The following is an 18,129-nucleotide window of genomic DNA, read 5'->3' as shown; positions in this document are numbered from 1 at the left end:
CTAACTGCCCAACCGCCCGAGGTTAATGGCCTCTTTGGCGGTTGGCCAGATCAGGGAGGTTTTAATTTGAGCCAACATACTGAGTACTTGCTCTTCACTCAAAGCGCGAGCAAATAAATACCCTTGAGCGTATTCACAGCCAGCCGCCTTTAAAAACTGTAATTGCTCTTCATTTTCAATGCCTTCACCCACAACCTTACGGCCTAAATTATGCGCCAAACTAATTACAGTATTGACAATATGGGTATCAACCTCTTGCACATTAATGCCTGAAATAAAGCAGCGATCGATTTTTAACACATCAAATGGCAGTTGTTTTAAATAGCTGAGTGACGAATAGCCTGTGCCAAAATCATCAATCGCAATTCGTACGCCCGACAGTTTTAACTCTTCCATCACTAAGCGAGCGTGCTCAACCTGCGCCATCACACTTTCTTCGGTGACTTCCAGCAAGAGTCGCCCAGGGGCAAGCTTGTGCTCCGCTAATAGCGAGGCAATATGGTGACTCAAGTCGGCAGACAAATAGTGATTGGCCGATAAATTAATGGCGATATACAATTCATCGCCCACCACGGCCTGCATGCGCTTTAAGATCCTTATCCCTTCTTTCAACACATAATTGCCAACCTCAATGATGGCCTGACTATGCTCGATATCAGGAATAAAGTCCGCCGGCATGATCAAGCCTCGTTGGGGGTGAAACCAGCGCACCAAGCCTTCAAAACCGCACACTTTACCAGTATCAATGGCAATAATGGGTTGTAAAAATAACTTGAGCTGGCTCTCTCGAATCGCCGCGCCTATATCTTGCTCGATCATCAATCGGGTATTGGCTTGGTGCAATAAGTCGTAGGTGAACACGCGATAGTTACTGCGCCCAGCGGCTTTGGCTTGGTACATGGCCAAATCCGCGTGTTGGATTAACTCTTCGGCAGCCATATGACTCGACTGGCAAATGGCGACACCAATACTGGTGGTTACAATCAGCTTATGGGATTTCAACACTACGGGCTGCTGCAATGAAGAAAAGATTTTATGGATCACTTTGCGCACTTCTTGCTCATGATCTATACCTCGTAGCAAGATCAAAAACTCATCCCCCCCTTGCCTAAATACTGTATCCATGGCCCGCACACATTTGCCTAAACGTTCAGCGACAATGATCAGTAACTCATCCCCTTCATGATGACCCAAGGTGTCATTAATGCGCTTAAACTCATCAAGATCGAGGAATAGGAGGGCCACTTGGTTGTGTATCCGACCGACACAAGCAATGGCTTTTTCTAACTCATGCTGCAACATGGCCTTATTAGGCAAGCTGGTGAGAGGATCGAGCATCGCCAATTTATTTAATTCTTGAGTCCGTTTAGCTAGCGTGTGTTCAACATCCTCCAGTTGAGCGGTAACGCCAAGAATGGCATTTCCCAAAAAATCAACTTCATCGATGATTTCATGCTTCACCGAGGGGATCTGGGTGCGAATATCATCAAAGCGTCGCTCAGCTAATAAGGGCAGTAACCGAGCGTGACAGACCATGCGACGCAAGGGCGACCAAGCAATCAAAAAGATAAATAGGCTGGTGAGCAGCACGCCGAGTAACAAGATCCCCAAGATACTTTGCTGAAATGATTGCAACGCCTGATCCCAGTCACTGACATCGGACATCACCAGTAGCATGGGTCCATTGTGGCCATCGGATAATGAATAATCCCATATCACCCATGATTGATCGCCGATATGGTGTAATTGCTTATTGGTAAAGAGCTGCTCCCATGGTGCCCGCAACGCCATTTCACTGACGATGGGTTGGATGCGAGCACGGTTGCTCACACTGAATAATTGGCGTCCCCAATAAAACATTGACTCTGCTTGCTTGGCTACCGGCCCCAATACGACTAATTCAACGCCCTGTTCACTGCGGATCCGATTCAGTAAATCACTCATGCTAGTTTCAATAAATACGACACCAGCGACATCGGCAAAAAACGTCGGGAGTAACATTTGTAAGCGGCATTCTTCTTGGCAATAAAAACGCCAGCGAGGCTTGGACACATTGGCATGCTCCTCAAGCCATTGACTATCGATAGCCGGCCCCATCTCAACCAGCACCTCACCATTTGGGGTCAACATGGCAAAGCTTGAAATGTCCCAATACATCTGAATATCCGCCCATAAGCTGGGAAGAACATTGATATGGGGCTCTGAGTGACTTGTCAGTAAGAAGTTGAGTTGCTCAATCTCAATCGTGGCACGCTCAACCGATTGGCGGATCACAAAATCAAGCTGAGTGGTAATATTTTGATGTTGGGTCTGAAGTTGCAGGTTACGCTCATTGGTCAATTGCCGATAAGCAACGGTGCCAATAATCCCCCCCATACAGGTCATCATGAGGACAACAGCCAATAATAATTTCCATTTTAAACTGAAGAACCAATTTTTATGTCCCTGATTATCCATAGGTCACCACTGGAATCGGTAAGATAGTTGGGCGGCGAAAATCGACCAATCTTTGGCTTGAGTTAGCGGCTCTCTCTCTGCAAAAGAAGGGACCCAAGCTGCTCCCTCTAGCCAATGATATTCCAGCGCTAGCATCCACGAGGGTGAAAAGAACCACTGCCCACCAAGCGCCCAGTCTTTACTGTAAGCGAAATATGCAGGAATACCAGTTTTCGCCTCGAACTCGCGGCCATCGGGATCATCGCGATTACTGATATAGTCATCGAACCTTAGGTATAACTGTAGATCGTGCGGCAAAAAAGCCCGCCCCTCCACATAAAAGCCGCTATCCTCTCGGCGAATTTTCTCAGTATTCAAGGGATAAATACCCGCGGTAACATCGCTACGCATACTAAGCTCTGAGGTCAGTTGCCACCAATCTTGACGGTATTGAACTGACGCTATCCAAGAGTGAACACCGATACTGCCATCCACTAAGTAGCCTGCGCCATCAAAGCCAATATCGGCATAATAATAAGAACTACCCACAAACCATGATTCATTTTGATAGGAGACGGATAACGAATAATAGGGTTTGGCCTCAAAGTCACCCACACTTGGATCACCAAAGATATTGTCGACTAACTCGTCGGTCAGGCTCGGGTAGCCGGCGATGAGATGAAAATGCACGACCCCACCGCCAAGCAAATATTCGCCAAACCAATCGGCGCCATTAATGCGGAGGTGAGCATCCCGATACAGACTAGGATAAATCGATTGAGGCAACATAATCCCCGGTCGAGTAAAAGGAACGTCACGCGTGCTACTGTATAAGCCAAATTGTCCCTTGACTCTGCCGAGGCGAATGCCTTGTTGTCCCTGCCAAAGCTGCCAATTGTATTCGGCAAATAAATAATCAAAATCAACACGGCTAGCGGTTAACTCTCCCCACTGGCGATAATTCAACGCCCCAGCCACTCGCAAGTGGGACTCAGACCGCCAAGAGGCCGCCAGCATAGCCTCAGTTAAATCAACGCTACTATGATCCGCCCCAACCACAAATTCACTGGCTTGAGTGTTCATATAAGCTTGGCTCAAGAAACCACTGGCTTGCCATGTTTGTGCCGCTAATGGCGCGCAGAACATAACAGCCAACAATGCGCCATGGTTGGCGCAACTAGGGGAATGCATTCACACCTCCTTGAACCTGAAAGTCGGTGGATATATAGCCAATCGCTCCCGGTGTGGCATGTACCTTTTGCCACATATCCGTTTCATTGCTAACGATTACTGGGCGTTCACCCGTACCAGAAAATACCCGTTTATCCCATTTTTGCTGTAAAAAATATGGCATGATCTTGAGATTATTGCGGCAAAAATCCTGATGCTTATTAGAGTTTGGCGGCAAGATAAACACTAAGATCGGTTGGCCATCGGCCCAGAAGGTACGCTGCTTGGAAAAAATGAGGCGTAAATCGCTAGCAGAAAGCGTGTCGGCGCGAGGCGAGTAAGTGATCACTGTAAATTGTGCCAAGGCATTCGCACTGATAAACAGCATCAGTATCAACATCGGCAACAACACCCATTGACGCATATAAACATCCATGTCCATGTGATAAGCATCGGCAACCAGTCCTTGTTGCTGATAATTAACTTCATACAGTCAAGCATAGAAAAAAATACTAACTCTGCGCAGTATCCGCCAAAAAAAGTCTTAATTAGGATATAATCAAGCGCAATGAAGCTGACCAGATGAAACCAACCGTGCTCACCAATCCTTCTCAATTAATCCTGCGTAACGACTCATTAATCAAGGGTCAGCGCGTACTGCTTATCAACCATGAAAGCGATAATTTAGCCTTTGAGCTTTGCCAAAATTGCACCGATGTGGGCGCGCTCGCCTTGGATTATCATCATCATTTGGCATTAGCCAATCACCGCCATGCCAAACTTAGCAGCCATTTTAGTCACCAATGGCCGCAGTCAGAGCGTTTCGATACGGTAATTTTGTACTTTCCAAAAGCAAAAAACCTCTTACCGTATTTACTGCAATTGGCGGCCAATCATTTACAGTTGGGCGGCCAATTACTGGTCACAGGTGAAAACAAAGGTGGCATTAAATCCTTAACTAAAATGATGCCTCAGTGGTTCAGCCCGGCTCAAAAAATTGACAACGCTCGCCATAGTCTCTTATATGTCAGTGAGTTAATCGAAACGGCGCCCAAGGTGTCATTAAGCGACTTTGCCAGCCAATATCAGCTCAACACCCCGCAAGGCGAACTGACCATTTGTAATTTGGTGGGGGTATTTAGTGAATCCAAGCTCGATCTTGGCACCGAGTTATTACTGCAACATTTACCACAACTGCAAGGTCGGGTGCTCGATTTCGGTTGTGGCGCTGGGGTTATCACCGCCGCCTTGCTCAAGGCTCAGCCGCAGTTGCAACTCGAATGCATCGATATTAATGCCATGGCGCTCGCCGCCTGCGAACTAACGCTCAAGGCCAATGGCTTACAAGCTAACGTCTACCCTTCGGATGGTTTACACCAAACTCAAGGGCAATTTGATGCCATTATCTCTAATCCGCCCTTCCATGATGGCCTCAATAGCACCACCCACATTGCGTTAGCGTTTGTCGCTGCCAGTGCCAAACAACTTAGCCCAGGCGGCCAATGGCAAATTGTCGCTAACAGTCACTTGCCCTATGCCGACGCGATTGCCAGCGCCTTTAAGCAGGAGGTCAATGTGATTGCATCAACCAATAAGTATAAGGTCTATCACCAAACCACTTAGTGAGCACTCACTAAATTGGCTGGCAGTTCAACGTGAATACGGGTAACTGCGCTTAGCGCCAAATCAACCGGCGCTAAGCGGCTAAAGGCTTTGCCGGCGCCACTGGGATTCACTGCCGGCCACACTCGAAATCAGGCCATGGCGACCCCAATGACGGTTCGCCTATCCCCAATGATAACCAGCACTCATTCTGCAAGTTTGCCTCTATTAAATTTCTGCAATCTATTGATATACTGCTTTATATTTTATTATGGGTTGTATATACATGCAGGCAGATGCGCAAGTTCACCTTAGTCAAAATCAACAGGACTTGTTGCTAAGCATTGCGGCTGACAATCACAACGACATCAGCGCTGAGCAGATCCTGCAATGGCTATCGACCAGCCCCTATAAAAGCTTTAAGCCCAATATTCAATCCATTGAGGATGGCCTCCATAGCCGTGATTTATCCTTCAACATGGCCAACACTAACCCGTTAAGTTTTTGCATTGCCAACAAACTTGATGCGCAGTGCGACTTCACTATCAGCGCAGATAAAATGTCGGCCATGCTCGATATCATCACGCCTTATGGCGGTAGCGGTGTAGATATAAAGTCGATATTAACCGGGCTTAAGCAACGTCAAATATTCATGGGGATCAGTAAGCTCAATATTGATAAAGCCATTGCACAGTGCCAACGACTCCCCAGTGGCAGTAGTATCAGCGTGCAAATCGCGCGGGGAAAAGCTCCTATCCATGGTCAAGACGCCTATTTACAACGCCTGCTCCCCTTGGTGCGAGAGCGCCTAGCTCAACCTAGACTCAATCCTGATGGTAGTGTCGATATGCGAGATCTCGGTGAGCTTAGCTCGGTCACGCCGGGGCAGTTATTAATGCGCAAGCACCCCGCGACATTTGGTGAGAATGGTTACAATATTCATGGTGTGACCTTGTATGCCAAACAAGGGAAAGACTGCGCCATGATCCCTGGGACGGGAACTGAGCTCGATCCTCGCAATCCGCTGCAAATCTTAGCGACCCAAGCAGGACAATTGGTGGAAACCCCCAATGGCATTCAAGTGGATAATGTCTTGATGCTTAACGGTGTCGACATTGCTCAAGGCCATGTGGATTTTCACGGTAGCCTGCTGATTAAGGGCGATGTCCAAGAAGGCATGAAGGTCAAAGCCACGGGCAATATCAGCATTTTAGGGTTTGTTGAAAACGCCTTAATTGAAGCTGGCGGCGATATCTGTGTCCATAAGGGGATTGTTGGTCGCCAAGAGCGGGGTCAAAAGTTAATGACCCAATTACGCGCCGGTGGCAGTATCAGCGCCCAATTTGCGCAATATGCCGCCTTGGAATGCATGCAAGACATCATGATAGCCAGCCAATTGCTCCATAGCCATTGCCGCACCCCTGGCTGCGTTTATGTGCATGATAAACATAAATATAAAGGTGAGTTAGTCGGTGGAGTAATTGAGGCCAATCGCGGTATTTTTGCGGTAAACATTGGCGCCAGTGCCGGCAGCATCACCCGCTTAAGCTGCGGTCAAGGCATCAACCAACTGAGGCTGCAACTCAAACCGATTGAAACTCAAATTCAAGAAATCGTGTTGCGGCAATTAGCGCTAAATAATCAAATCAAGCGACTGCCGACGAAAGAGGCTTGCTTAGCCAATCCCAATTTATTGAGCAAACTGAAAAAAATGCAACAAAATCGGCAGCAACTCGCTACGGAGTTATTGCTCGCCGAACAAGCTGCTGTCAACTTGCAACTGCAAATTGAGCAATATTTTGAACATCACAGAGTCCAAGCCTATAAACGCTTACATGTGAATGCTGAAATCACCATAGATAAAGCGACTCACCGAGCCATTTGCGAACACGGCCCGAGCGTACTGCGTTGCGTCGATGGCAAAATTAGTTTCGACTATCAAGGGCTCACTAACTAAAACTTTGGCATAATAGCGTTTTTTCAGACTGGATAGACAAGTGCAACTGCTGAATATCGATTGTTTAGGAAAGCCCCTCCGCCTCGAAGCCTCCTTGGCAGGTTGGCAAGCCGTATATTGGGATAATCAACTGGTGGCACAATGTCCCGCCAGTGCAGATAATCAGGGGCAACGTAGTCATCAATTCCAATTACAGTCTGCCGACCAAAGCCTAGACATCACACTCAACATCGAGTTAACTTGGCAACCTTTTAGCCTCACCTACCAGCTTTTTGCCCAAGATCAGCTGTTGGGTGAAGGTCAGCGTAACGAGCAAGATATTGCTAAGCAAACGCCGGTCGTAGCACCAGTAAAACCGCAGAACTGGAGTTTACTTGGTTTAGCCTCACTCGGATTTAAATTATTAAAGAGTGCTAAAGTCATTAAAGTGGTGTTGGCCGGAGCCAGTGTGGCCGCTTATTCTTGGCTGTTTTCCTTTCAGTTTGCTCTCGCGCTCATTGCCTGCTTAGTCTTTCATGAATATGGGCATATTCGTGCCATGAAATATTTTGGCATGAAAACCAAAGGCATCTACTTGATCCCTTTTATGGGGGGCTTAGCGCTGAGCGATGAAAAAATTAATACTCGCTGGCAAGATGTGGTGATTTCGATCATGGGCCCCACTTTCGGCCTCCTGATGTCCATCATGTCGTTAGTGGCTTACTGGGTGACAGGTAATATTTTCTTTGCCGGTCTTGCCAGTTTTAACGCCCTCCTTAACCTGTTTAACTTATTACCCATTTTACCCCTGGATGGTGGCCATATTCTCAAGAGCATCAGTTTTTCGATGAATAGCTTGATAGGGTTAGCGGCGTGCGTCATCGGTGCGGCGGTGGGCGTCTATATTAGTTATACTCTGGGCTTGGCATTATTAGGTTTCTTACTCTTGATAGGCAGCGTCGAGATTATGTTCGAGTGGAAAGGCCGCCACCAGAGTCATTTGTTACCGTTAGATAGATATGGCCAACTATTTTCAGCCATCTGGTACTTACTTACCGTCGCGGCGTTAATTAGCATTATTTGGTATTTTGCCAGCAGTGGCGATGAAATCTTAGCCTTACCGCTGCAGATCCTCAGCAGCTAACTTAATGCTTCATTTAATATTAAGTGACGCTGGCTAAGCTCGCAGCTTAGTCATCATCACTCAAGGTTGTCATGACGCGTTTTATGTTATTACTGATCATTATTGCGATGATCAAAACCTCACTGTTAGCGATGGCGATGTTAAGCATGGGCTTGGCCATCATCGGCTATGGTGCCAGCCGCTGGTGTCCTTCCGCGCTAAGCCCCAACGTCAGGCACCGCTTACAGCAACTGTTTATTTGTGTGTTGCTACTGCATGCGAGCCTCTATCTCGGCGTGATTATCAAACTGGGATTCATTGATAGTTGGCAGGATATTCCGACGCTGATCTTAAGCCATCTCATTCTTCATCACGGCTTAAGCGCTGGCATTGCAGGGGTAGCGACCCTACTGGCGGTCAGAGTGTATTTGACCGCCAGAAACGAGAGAACCCTACCCCCTAGTCACTAGCGCTGGTATTGACTGGCGTTGCGACTTAAACCATAGGCCTGGCTTTCCAGTTCATTGAAAGCCGCATCTATCTTGTCGATGATAGCTGACACCTGTTGCGAGCTATTTCCCACCAGCCCCATGCTGGCATTGATGGTTTTAGACGATTGAGTTTGCTCATCAATCGACTGCGCTATCTTACTGTTGAGCTCATGGATCTCGTGTGTCGATGCATTAATCTCATCAAACACCCCTGAGATCCGCTCCAATTCAGATCCTGCCGTTTGCATCATCCCCGCCGCTTGAGAGACCGAGCCTGCCACTTGATTGGTTCGATTGAGTAAGCTCGCAACAATGCCGTCAATCTCTAAGGTCGAGTCTTGGGTTCGTTGCGCTAAAGAGCGAACTTCATCAGCCACCACCGCAAATCCTCGTCCCTGCTCGCCGGCCCTAGCGGCCTCAATCGCGGCATTTAATGCCAGCAAATTGGTCTGCTCGGCAATCGACTTGATCACGCCCAACACCTTAGTCACTTGGCTGCTTTCATTGACTAAATGCTCCATCGCCCGCTCAGTTTGGTTAAATTCCTTATCTAACACTTGCATCGCATCAATCGCTTGTTTCAGGGTACTTTGCCCTTCTGAAACCTTGTGCTGATTTTTAGTCGCCCGCTGCTCAGCATCTAAGGTGTAGTGATTGACGCCATCCATGGTGTGCGCCAAGTCGGTCACAGCCATGAGGCTGCTATCCACTTCTTGGGCCACCAAGGCGGAGTTGCGCTTGGATTCTACAATGGATTGCTTAGTGTCTTTGGCGAGTAAAGCAATGGATTTAGCCGCCAGCTCAGTGGTCGCTAACGAATTAGCCAAGGAGCTAATGAAGATATTGATTTGAGTAATAATCTCTCCCACTTCCCCATCCGTGGCCACGGTGATACGTTGATTTAAATTTTTTGATGCTTGGATCTCTTGCAGCTGCTGGCTGGTCTCGACCAGTGGCGCAACTACACGAAGAGTAAGCAATAAGTAACCGACGAGCGCGATTGCGATCATCATCACTAACATGGCTTGCGCTAAGTACAAGGCCCCATGCAACCCACTGAAATTATCAGCAAATTGGCCAGAGGTGCGCTTATCTAAGGCGCTAAAAAACTCATCTATAGGCGCCATAATTTTTGCTTTTTCAACATGATACTGATTGCTGTGCAGTAAGTTTCTCGCCATGACTAAATCAGGTTCACCCTGAATGCTATAGGCTTGAGTGCGGGGGTCTTGAAAGATACCTTTGACCGCATTCATCGCCTTAACCTCCAGCGCCACTAAGGCATCAGAATTGGTTTTAGCTTGTTCGAGCAGGGCAAATTCTGCGGCCGAAAACCCGAGTTTTTTCATTTCTTGATCAATCGCGACCGGACTGCCATCCGCTTTAGGCTTATCGCCATGATTTAGCACAAGATCCCAGTAAATCTGATGGTATTGCTCCGGCCGAGGCATTTCACCATTACGGATTGCCAGAATGTCCATGTACATTTTTTCGTATTTTTCATCGCCAGTCAGTGCGTAGGTGCGGGCTAAACGGGTAAGGTCATCTGATGATTGGCGTAATTCGTCGGCCATTTGATAAGACTGATAACGGATATTGGCCGCTTGGCCAAAGTCATCAATTTTTTGGTTAACATTAATACTTAACCCGCCGGTGAAAAGTGCCGCGATAGCAATCGCCACGAATACCCAGGTCATCATTGTTTTTGTCTTCATACTTGCTCATCCGTGGTCAGTAATAGATCAAGCTTAGTGGACAAAATGTAAACTGTTATAGTTTTATCAATTCTTTAGAATTTATTGTGAGGGGGAGCAAAAAGTGGCCTTCCGGTATTTGCAGCAAAAAAAACGGCTCAATGAGCCGTTTTTTGTGGATGACCAATTAGCGAGCCAATTGCTGCTCGACTAATGTCTGCCAATATCTCAGGCCAGCATTGAGAATATTGTCATTAAAGTCATAGGTAGGCTTATGCAAGGCAACGCTGCCACACGAATTACCTGCGCCATTGCCCACTAAAATATAGCAACCTGGTGCTTCACGCAGCATGAAGGAGAAATCTTCACTAATGGTAAACGGCTGGCAACTGCCATTGACCTTATCATCACCGACAACCGTTTTAGCAGCCTCAATAGCATAGGCGGTTTCATTGGGAGTATTGATTGTCGATAAGAAACTATTATTAAATTTATAGGTGTAGTCTACGCCTGCCGACATACATTGACCCGCCACCACACGCTCGATGGCTTTCTCAATTTTGTGCAATGCGGTGTCAGTAAAGCTACGAGTATCCCCAGTAATGGTCACCTTGGTTGGAATAACATTCACGGTACCATTGGTGGCAAATTCGGTGACTGAAATCACTGCGGTCTCATCAATCGCACTTAACTGACGAGAGACAATGGTTTGAATAGCAGTGACAATTTGTGCTCCGACCACGATAGGGTCCGTGCCCATGTGCGGCATGGCCGCATGACCACCCGTGGCAAGCACTTCAATTTCAAAACTACTTTCGCTGGCCATCACTGAGTGAGGGCGAGTCACAAAGTGACCTGCTGGAATACCCGGTAAATTATGCATGGCATAGACAGCATCAATTTTCCAGCGAGTAAACAGCCCATCGGCAATCATCGCTTTAGCACCAGTACCGCGCTCTTCGTCGGGTTGGAAAATGAAATAAACTGTGCCATCGAAGTTTTTAGTTTGCGCTAACTCATGTGCCGCTGCGAGCAACATCGCAGTATGACCATCATGGCCACAGGCATGCATAGCCCCTTCATTGACCGATGCATATGAAAAGGTATTTTCCTCATGGATATGCAGCGCATCCATATCGGCACGCAAACCAATCGAGCGCTCACTATCACCACATTTAAGAATGCCGACAACACCTGTTCCGCCGATCCCACAATGCACTTCAATACCAAATTCTTGCAATTTGCTCGCAACAAAGGCCGCCGTTTGATGCTCTTGCGTACCAAGCTCAGGATGTTGGTGAATGTGGTGACGCCACTCGATAACTTTTTGTTCAATATTCATGTTTATAATTTCCACAGACTTCGCCCGAAAAAAACGATGCCCCTAAATCACTATGTAATGAGGTAAAGCATGAACTGAACGCGTCAATCATGACCCGATCAATCACGGCACTTACCTATCGAAAAATATCAATGACCTCGGCTCAATTGCCAAAGAGAGTGGTGTTAACACCACTCTCGTCACGCCCTAAATTCCCACAATAGCCATCGCAGCTATCCATCCGTAAAGGTAATCTTCATGCGGGATTACCCTCTGTCACATTCCGTTGCTGCTATGCTATTGGGTCACTTGATGTTACTGGCTACGGCAAGGCTTGGGTGCCTGGCCTACATCAAGCTCAACCTCTGGTTGCGCTGCTTTCTTGTTGCCCAACTTCATAAAGGCCACCATCGACATAATAACCACGGCGATGGCTAATAAGCGCATTGGTGTGACTTGCTCACCTAAGGCGAACACGGCTAATACGAACGAAGACAGTGGCATCAGGTTTAACGCCATACCGGTACCATCTACACCCACACGCTCCATGCCGTAGATATAGATGAGGTAGCTCAAACCAGAGATGCCCACACCTAAAATGGCAATACATAAGATTCGCAGTGGTGAACTCAGTACGTTCAGAGCCGAGCTGAAGTCAGCGCCAACCACGAACAGATACAAGCCAAATCCTAGCGATGCAAATACGAACTGGTGGAACATGGTTGCCACAGAACCATATTTTTCTGCCAATTTAGCACGAGCGTAAGCCATACACGCAAAGCTAGCCGCCGAGCCAAAACAGATCAGGTGACCAATGTTGAAGCCTTCAGTTTCAGATTGTGGATCCATCACCAAAATAGCGACACCGACGAACGCGCCCAAGGCACATAACATTTGCATCACGGTGAAACGCTCGTTGTGACGTAAGAAGCCGACACACAAGATTAAAATCGGGATTAATCCTTGGATCACACCATTTTCAGAGGCGGTAATATAGTCGAGCGACAGGAACGACAGGAAGCTAAAAGCACCCTGACCAATGATACCGCAACAAGCGGCCCAAAAAATGTCATTTCGGTTGGCCCAGTTCAGTTTAAAATCGGCTTTCTTTTCCATCTTGCCGGTGGCCAAGCCGATATTAAAGACTAAGCCTAAGGTAATGAAAGCCACGGTATAGCGCAGCCATACCAAGACTTGCGGATCCATCACCTCTAAAATTGGCGTGCCGACAATCCATGGGATACCCCAAAGAGTGCCTACGAAAATCGCCGCTAGCCAGCCTTTCTGTGTGTTCGTCATCTTGTTATTCCCCTTAATTATTTTGGTTAGGGATGAATTGATTGGTTACATTGCTTCTACAGGTATTTCTTATTGTTATATTTTTTGATTGAGCAACTTACCGTATCCAGGGCACTGTGCAACGCGACCGGTGAGGTGCATGGCATGCCAGAACATGGCGGAGTTACTGCAAACAACAGGTAATCCAAAGCGAGCTTCGATTTCCTGAATATGGTCTAACACGCGCAAGTTAGTGCATGACATAAACACTAAGTCGGCATCTGAATCTTTCAGCAGGGTTTCTAAGGCATCAAACATGGACTCTTTGGCCACCAGTGTGATATCTGTGTCGCGCTCAATCCCCAGCGAACCTAGATTAACCACCTCAAAACCAGCCTGAGTTAACTGCTGATACAGTGGATAGTTCACACTGGTTGGGTAGGGTGAAAACACCGCAATTTTTTTGGCATTTAAATGACGAAATGCTGCTTGCGCTGCTGTCCAAGGGTTAGTTGCTGGAATATCGCCGCGGTTTTTAGTCAGTAACTCAGCCACCTTTTCTTGACCAATAATGATCGAGGCAGAAGTACAACCAAACGCCATCACATCCATGGGTAAACCCGTGGCAATTAAATCCGAGGCCTCACTAATACCAGTGGCAATTTGATCTAACGCTTCAGGAGTCATTTCACTGGAGTAATACACGCGTGAACTAAATACACCCGCTTGGGTACCCAGTAATTTGGCCCAATCCATTTCTAAGCTGTGATCAGTGCTTAATTGCACTAAACCAATATGCACACGATTAATCCGCGGGGCTTGCTGATGCTCTAACGGCTGTTCAAACGAGGTAAACTCTTCAAAACTCAACATAAGATGGTTCTCATAGGGCTGACGCTTGTGGCCTCAGCCACAAGCGTCATGCGAGGGGTCATTAATCGATAATCAACAATTCTGGGGCAGCACGCTCACTCAACCATTCGGCGCCGGTCTCAGTGATCACGATGTTTTCTTCGTGAACCATAGACTTACCAGGGGCGTAAACCATGCCTGGCTCTAATGTCATGACCATGCCAGGTTTTAATACCGTGTTATCGGTCGCGGTATTTGATGGACGCTCAGTCAGTTCCATACCTAAACCGTGACCTAAACGACCAACGTCATTACCTAGGGCACCGTTGGCCTCCAGCACTTTCCACATGGCGTTGTAGATATCAGAAGTGGTATTGCCTGGACGGGCAGCTTCAAAGCCTTTGGTGGTGGCTTCATAAGTGGCACGATAAGCCGCCTTAGTTTGCTCACTGGCGAAGCCAAAGGCCCAGTTACGGTCAAAGTCAGAGAAGTAACCGTCACGCACGGCACCGGTATCAATGATCAGTACGTCACCTTGTTCGATCACGCGATCGGTCGGTCCCATGATGATGCTGTCATAACCGTCTTGGCCAGAACCTGCAATGATATATGGGGTTTCATCCGCGCCTTCCATCAGCATGTCGATACCAAACTGCTTACAGATTTCACGTTCGGTCATGCCGGCTTTGGCATATTGAGGAATTTTGTCAAAGCCCACATTAGTAATGCGGCAGATTTCGCGGGTCTTTTCTATTTCGGCAGCAGACTTCACCTGACGCAACTCATGAATGGCCAAAGACACATCAACAAATTCTTTCGTCACCAACTTGGTCAGCTGTAAATAATTGCTCACAGGCATACGCAGATGAGATTCAATACCTAGCGTCGCGCCCACACGACCAAATCGCGCTGGCAGGCTGTTCAGCACGCTAGCCACAATGCTAATACCGTCATCTTCTGGACGAGGTGACGCCCATGTATGAATGTCATCAACCCAAGTGCTGGCCATGCCGCTCGCACCGATTTCAGGGATCACCGCAATCGGCTTACCTTCGGCTGGTAGGATTAAAAACCAAGGACGGGTTGGGCTATGCCAGAATTGCGTGTGGAATCCAGAAAAGTAACGAACGTTTGGTTCGGTCGTTAACACAATGGCGTCAACTTCCTTCTCACGCATCATTTGCTGAGCTTTAGTTGCTCGCATTTCAAATTCAGCCGTTGTAAAGCCACGCTGTAATATGCCTTTCATTTTATCTCTCCACCTTTCACTTATCTGGCATGCTTGCCATCAAGGTCACAAAAGTGACCTGAACAAAGTTTTAGTTAACTATCGTTGACTGTGGTGGGCATAATACTATTTGCTAAATTAAAAAACGTGACCTTGATCGCGCAGTTAAATTTAGTTAACTATCTTGAGATTGTTTTGCTGAAAAACATGACTTCAGTCAAAAATATTAGATGTTTACAAAAAACAACTTGTCAAAAACCCCATAAAAACGTTCCATAGTTACATAAAGTTGATTTTGCACTTGAAATAGTTCACTGAAAAGTTGACAATAGCGACTGCTAAAGTTAACAAAAGTAACCCGAGATAAGCCTGATGCCAGACAAAATAATCAGAACCGAATTCACTCCCAAGGACAGAGAGTTGCTTGAAGGGTATTTTCGTTTAGCAGAAAGCATGGCGGATTTAATCGGCCCCCATTGTGAAGTGGTGATCCACTCGCTGGAAAGCTTTGAAAAATCCGTGGTGAAGATAGTCAATGGTCACCATACCGGCCGCACCGAAGGTTCCCCAATTACAGATTTGGGTCTAAAAATGCTGCGGTTATACGAGCAAACGGGTGAAGTGACCCCTAAGAGTTACTTTAGTCACAATAAAGATGGCTCCCTATTAAAATCCAGTACCTGCATATTGTCAGGGGATGGCGGCAAGCCTATCGGCATGTTTTGCGTCAATATGAACCTGTCATTTCCGTTTCCAGAAATAATGAAAACGCTGATGCCAGATATGACCCAACACCCTAGCCTAACTGTGACAGAAAACTTCAGCGCCTCAGCAGGCGATGTGGTCGAGCAAGCCTTGCAACATGCCGTCAGTGATGTCGATGCCGACCCGACGGTCAACTTAAAAGGCCGCAATAAAGCGATTACTAAAATATTGTTTGATAATGGTATTTTTGAATTAAAAGAGGCGACTAATATTGTTGCCAACCAATTAAGTATTACCAAACATGCGGTGTATAAGTACATCCGTGAATTTAAATCCTAAATTAGCAGAGACGAGACGACTTATGAAAAACGTAATCCACACTGAACACGCTCCAGCCGCCATTGGTCCATACTCTCAAGCACTGGCGTTCCAAAACCTGGTATTTACCTCAGGTCAATTACCTTTGGATCCAACCACAATGGCGTTTCCAGAGGGCGGCATTAAAGAACAAGCTTATCAGTCTCTGGCTAACCTCAAAGCCGTACTGGAACAAGCCGGTGCCGGTACTGATACCGTACTGAAAACCACCTGTTTCTTAGCTAACATGGAAGACTTCGTCGCTTTTAACGAAGTATACACTGAAGTTTTTGGTACCGAAGCCGCTCCAGCGCGCTCTTGCGTGCAAGCCGCTCGTCTGCCTAAAGACGCGTTAGTTGAAGTTGAAGCCATCGCCTTCATCAAATAATACTTCCCACTAGCCGTTATTCTCCCCCTCTTTTAACATCATCTGTGAAGAGGGTTAGGATCCTTTTGCCCTGATTTTAAGTGGTCACTATGCTGAAGCTAACTCAAAACGCATTTTTTACTGGCGAAATTTCACCTCTGTTTACCGCCGACATCGCTGAACAAACCCGTCAATTTCATCAGCAAATTGAAGGTTACTTGCCAACACCATTGATTTCATTAGAGCAGTTAGCTGCACGCTTAGGCGTAAAAGCCATTCTGGTCAAAGATGAGTCATACCGTTTTGGTTTAAATGCCTTTAAGGTGCTGGGTGGATCTTACGCCCTTGGCAAACAACTGGCTGAACACTTAGGCGTTGAGATTAGCGACATCGATTTAAAAACCGTGGCAGCCAAATTACCCGAGCCATTAGTGTTCGCAACAGCGACCGCGGGTAACCATGGTACCGGTGTGGCTTGGGCTGCCCGAGAAATGGGACAAAAGGCCGTAGTTTACATGCCAAAAGGTTCCGCACAAGCCAGTGTCGAGCGCATTAAAAAACTGGGCGCTGAGTGCATTGTGACTGACTGTAACTACGATGACACCGTGCGCATTGCCAACCAAACTGCCGCCGACAATGGCTGGATGTTGGTGCAAGACACCGCCTGGGAAGGCTATGACAAGATCCCAACTTGGATCTCTCAAGGCTATATGACCATGGCCGTTGAAGCGCAAGAGCAAGCCGAAACCATGGCAATGAAGCCAACCCACATCATGCTGCAAGCAGGTGTTGGTGCGATGGCTGGCGGGATCTTAGGTTACTTCGCTGATAAATTAGGCGCTGACAACTTCAGCACCATCATTGCCGAACCGCGCGCCGCCGATTGTATCTATCGCTCAGGTGCAGCGGGTGACATGGTGGCTGTCGGTGGTGAATTAAATTCCATCATGGCCGGTCTGGCTTGTGGCGAACCTAACCCAGTTACTTGGCCTATTCTGAAACAATGCAGCACATTTTTTGCGTCGGTTGAAGATAACGTCACTGCCACTGGCATGCGGGTTTTGGGCAACCCACTGGCAGGCGATACGCCGATCATTAGTGGCGAATCTGGGGCATTAACCCTGGGCTTATTGTACACCCTCGCCAGCAGCGAAAAATTTGCCGCCGAGCGCCAACAATTGGGCTTAGATAAAGATGCGGTAGTGATGGTATTTAGCACCGAAGGTGATACCAATCCGACCCGCTATCGCCAAATCGTCTGGGAAGGCATGCTGAGCACACACGCATAATATCGCGTTCAGGATAATGACCGCCCTCAATGCCAGCATTGGGGGCTTAATTAGATGGTCCGCCTCACCCCTAAGCTAAGCTTAGGGTTAGGCAAACAAAGAGGCGAACCATCATGTCTACTATTAAAGTAATTGGGATCGATTTAGGCAAATCTTCTTTTCATCTTGTTGCTCATGACTATAGCGGTCGAGAGCAATTTCGAAAGCATTTATCTCGCGCAAAACTTATTGAGTTTTTAGCTCAAACACCCGCAACAATCATAGCCATGGAGTCATGTGG

The 18,129-nt window shown here is 47.3% G+C and carries 15 protein-coding genes and 1 pseudogene; 8 read left to right on the top strand and 8 right to left on the bottom strand.

Going from position 1 to position 18,129, the window contains the following annotated elements; all coding sequences use genetic code 11:
• From KU855_RS00080 to KU855_RS00070, 3 genes are read right to left on the bottom strand one after another with little or no spacing between them, the layout of a single operon-like run.
• Positions 1-2,403 (bottom strand): bifunctional diguanylate cyclase/phosphodiesterase, encoded by a 2,403-nt coding sequence (locus KU855_RS00080; RefSeq protein WP_256260803.1) that lies wholly within the window; start codon positions 2,401-2,403, stop codon positions 1-3.
• Between the two features lie 57 nt (positions 2,404-2,460).
• Positions 2,461-3,627: a hypothetical protein gene (locus KU855_RS00075; RefSeq protein WP_218528302.1), complete on the bottom strand. Its 1,167-nt coding sequence runs from the start codon at positions 3,625-3,627 to the stop codon at positions 2,461-2,463.
• A complete protein-coding gene (locus KU855_RS00070) occupies positions 3,614-4,030 on the bottom strand; it encodes a substrate-binding domain-containing protein (RefSeq protein ID WP_256260802.1) in 417 nt (138 codons plus the stop codon). Before KU855_RS00070 ends, KU855_RS00075 begins: the two co-directional genes overlap by 14 nt.
• Before the next feature lie 170 nt (positions 4,031-4,200).
• On the opposite strand from KU855_RS00070, the gene KU855_RS00065 reads away from it, so the two are divergent.
• The 4 genes from KU855_RS00065 to KU855_RS00050 all read left to right on the top strand — a co-directional run bounded on the left by KU855_RS00065 (position 4,201) and on the right by KU855_RS00050 (position 8,737).
• Positions 4,201-5,229 carry a methyltransferase gene (locus KU855_RS00065; RefSeq protein ID WP_218528392.1) on the top strand — a complete coding sequence of 343 codons (1,029 nt, stop codon included), beginning with the start codon at positions 4,201-4,203 and terminating at the stop codon, positions 5,227-5,229.
• A gap of 265 nt (positions 5,230-5,494) precedes the next feature.
• Entirely contained in the window at positions 5,495-7,165 is a 1,671-nt protein-coding gene (locus tag KU855_RS00060; protein ID WP_218528301.1) for a DUF342 domain-containing protein, read from the top strand.
• A gap of 40 nt (positions 7,166-7,205) precedes the next feature.
• Entirely contained in the window at positions 7,206-8,288 is a 1,083-nt protein-coding gene (locus KU855_RS00055) for a site-2 protease family protein (protein WP_218528300.1), read from the top strand.
• Between the two features lie 71 nt (positions 8,289-8,359).
• The gene (locus tag KU855_RS00050; protein ID WP_218528299.1) at positions 8,360-8,737 is read left to right on the top strand and encodes a hypothetical protein; all 378 of its coding nucleotides are present in this window, start codon (positions 8,360-8,362) and stop codon (positions 8,735-8,737) included.
• Here the strand turns inward: KU855_RS00050 and KU855_RS00045 are convergent.
• The 5 genes from KU855_RS00045 to KU855_RS00025 all read right to left on the bottom strand — a co-directional run bounded on the left by KU855_RS00045 (position 8,734) and on the right by KU855_RS00025 (position 15,152).
• Positions 8,734-10,473 (bottom strand): methyl-accepting chemotaxis protein, encoded by a 1,740-nt coding sequence (locus tag KU855_RS00045; RefSeq protein WP_218528298.1) that lies wholly within the window; start codon positions 10,471-10,473, stop codon positions 8,734-8,736. The two genes, KU855_RS00050 and KU855_RS00045, sit on opposite strands and share 4 nt — an antisense overlap.
• 166 nt (positions 10,474-10,639) lie before the next feature.
• Complete coding sequence (locus KU855_RS00040; protein ID WP_218528297.1) at positions 10,640-11,794, bottom strand: M20 aminoacylase family protein; 1,155 nt, start codon at positions 11,792-11,794, stop codon at positions 10,640-10,642.
• 294 nt (positions 11,795-12,088) lie between these two features.
• Complete coding sequence (locus KU855_RS00035) at positions 12,089-13,072, bottom strand: DMT family transporter (protein ID WP_218528296.1); 984 nt, start codon at positions 13,070-13,072, stop codon at positions 12,089-12,091.
• A 75-nt stretch (positions 13,073-13,147) separates the two neighbouring features.
• The gene (locus tag KU855_RS00030; RefSeq protein ID WP_218528295.1) at positions 13,148-13,924 is read right to left on the bottom strand and encodes an aspartate/glutamate racemase family protein; all 777 of its coding nucleotides are present in this window, start codon (positions 13,922-13,924) and stop codon (positions 13,148-13,150) included.
• Positions 13,925-13,985: 61 nt separating this feature from the next.
• Positions 13,986-15,152 (bottom strand): Xaa-Pro peptidase family protein, encoded by a 1,167-nt coding sequence (locus tag KU855_RS00025; protein WP_218528294.1) that lies wholly within the window; start codon positions 15,150-15,152, stop codon positions 13,986-13,988.
• A gap of 351 nt (positions 15,153-15,503) precedes the next feature.
• Here KU855_RS00025 and KU855_RS00020 point away from each other — a divergent pair, with 351 nt between their 5' ends.
• From KU855_RS00020 to KU855_RS00005, 4 genes and pseudogenes are all read left to right on the top strand, one after another.
• Entirely contained in the window at positions 15,504-16,175 is a 672-nt protein-coding gene (locus KU855_RS00020) for a transcriptional regulator (RefSeq protein WP_218528293.1), read from the top strand.
• Positions 16,176-16,197: 22 nt separating this feature from the next.
• Positions 16,198-16,581 (top strand): RidA family protein, encoded by a 384-nt coding sequence (locus KU855_RS00015; RefSeq protein WP_218528292.1) that lies wholly within the window; start codon positions 16,198-16,200, stop codon positions 16,579-16,581.
• Positions 16,582-16,670: 89 nt separating this feature from the next.
• A complete protein-coding gene (locus KU855_RS00010) occupies positions 16,671-17,849 on the top strand; it encodes a diaminopropionate ammonia-lyase (protein ID WP_218528291.1) in 1,179 nt (392 codons plus the stop codon).
• A gap of 113 nt (positions 17,850-17,962) precedes the next feature.
• Positions 17,963-18,129 (top strand): annotated as a pseudogene (locus tag KU855_RS00005) (IS110 family transposase); the annotation flags it as partial.

Origin of the sequence: Shewanella sp. NIFS-20-20 (assembly GCF_019209865.1) — a bacterium.
GTDB lineage: Bacteria > Pseudomonadota > Gammaproteobacteria > Enterobacterales > Shewanellaceae > Shewanella.
This window is presented reverse-complemented; position numbering and strand designations above follow the sequence as displayed.

What these genes read in the sequence shown, in the direction of transcription:
- KU855_RS00040 (WP_218528297.1), bottom strand. Translation starts at nt 11,794, where the DNA reads ATGAATATTGAACAAAAAGTTATCGAGTGGCGTCACCACATTCACCAA.
- KU855_RS00025 (WP_218528294.1), bottom strand. Translation starts at nt 15,152, where the DNA reads ATGAAAGGCATATTACAGCGTGGCTTTACAACGGCTGAATTTGAAATG.
- KU855_RS00015 (WP_218528292.1), top strand. Translation starts at nt 16,198, where the DNA reads ATGAAAAACGTAATCCACACTGAACACGCTCCAGCCGCCATTGGTCCA.
- KU855_RS00050 (WP_218528299.1), top strand. Translation starts at nt 8,360, where the DNA reads ATGACGCGTTTTATGTTATTACTGATCATTATTGCGATGATCAAAACC.
- KU855_RS00030 (WP_218528295.1), bottom strand. Translation starts at nt 13,924, where the DNA reads ATGTTGAGTTTTGAAGAGTTTACCTCGTTTGAACAGCCGTTAGAGCAT.
- KU855_RS00020 (WP_218528293.1), top strand. Translation starts at nt 15,504, where the DNA reads ATGCCAGACAAAATAATCAGAACCGAATTCACTCCCAAGGACAGAGAG.
- KU855_RS00010 (WP_218528291.1), top strand. Translation starts at nt 16,671, where the DNA reads ATGCTGAAGCTAACTCAAAACGCATTTTTTACTGGCGAAATTTCACCT.
- KU855_RS00060 (WP_218528301.1), top strand. Translation starts at nt 5,495, where the DNA reads ATGCAGGCAGATGCGCAAGTTCACCTTAGTCAAAATCAACAGGACTTG.
- KU855_RS00035 (WP_218528296.1), bottom strand. Translation starts at nt 13,072, where the DNA reads ATGACGAACACACAGAAAGGCTGGCTAGCGGCGATTTTCGTAGGCACT.
- KU855_RS00045 (WP_218528298.1), bottom strand. Translation starts at nt 10,473, where the DNA reads ATGAAGACAAAAACAATGATGACCTGGGTATTCGTGGCGATTGCTATC.
- KU855_RS00075 (WP_218528302.1), bottom strand. Translation starts at nt 3,627, where the DNA reads ATGCATTCCCCTAGTTGCGCCAACCATGGCGCATTGTTGGCTGTTATG.
- KU855_RS00070 (WP_256260802.1), bottom strand. Translation starts at nt 4,030, where the DNA reads ATGCGTCAATGGGTGTTGTTGCCGATGTTGATACTGATGCTGTTTATC.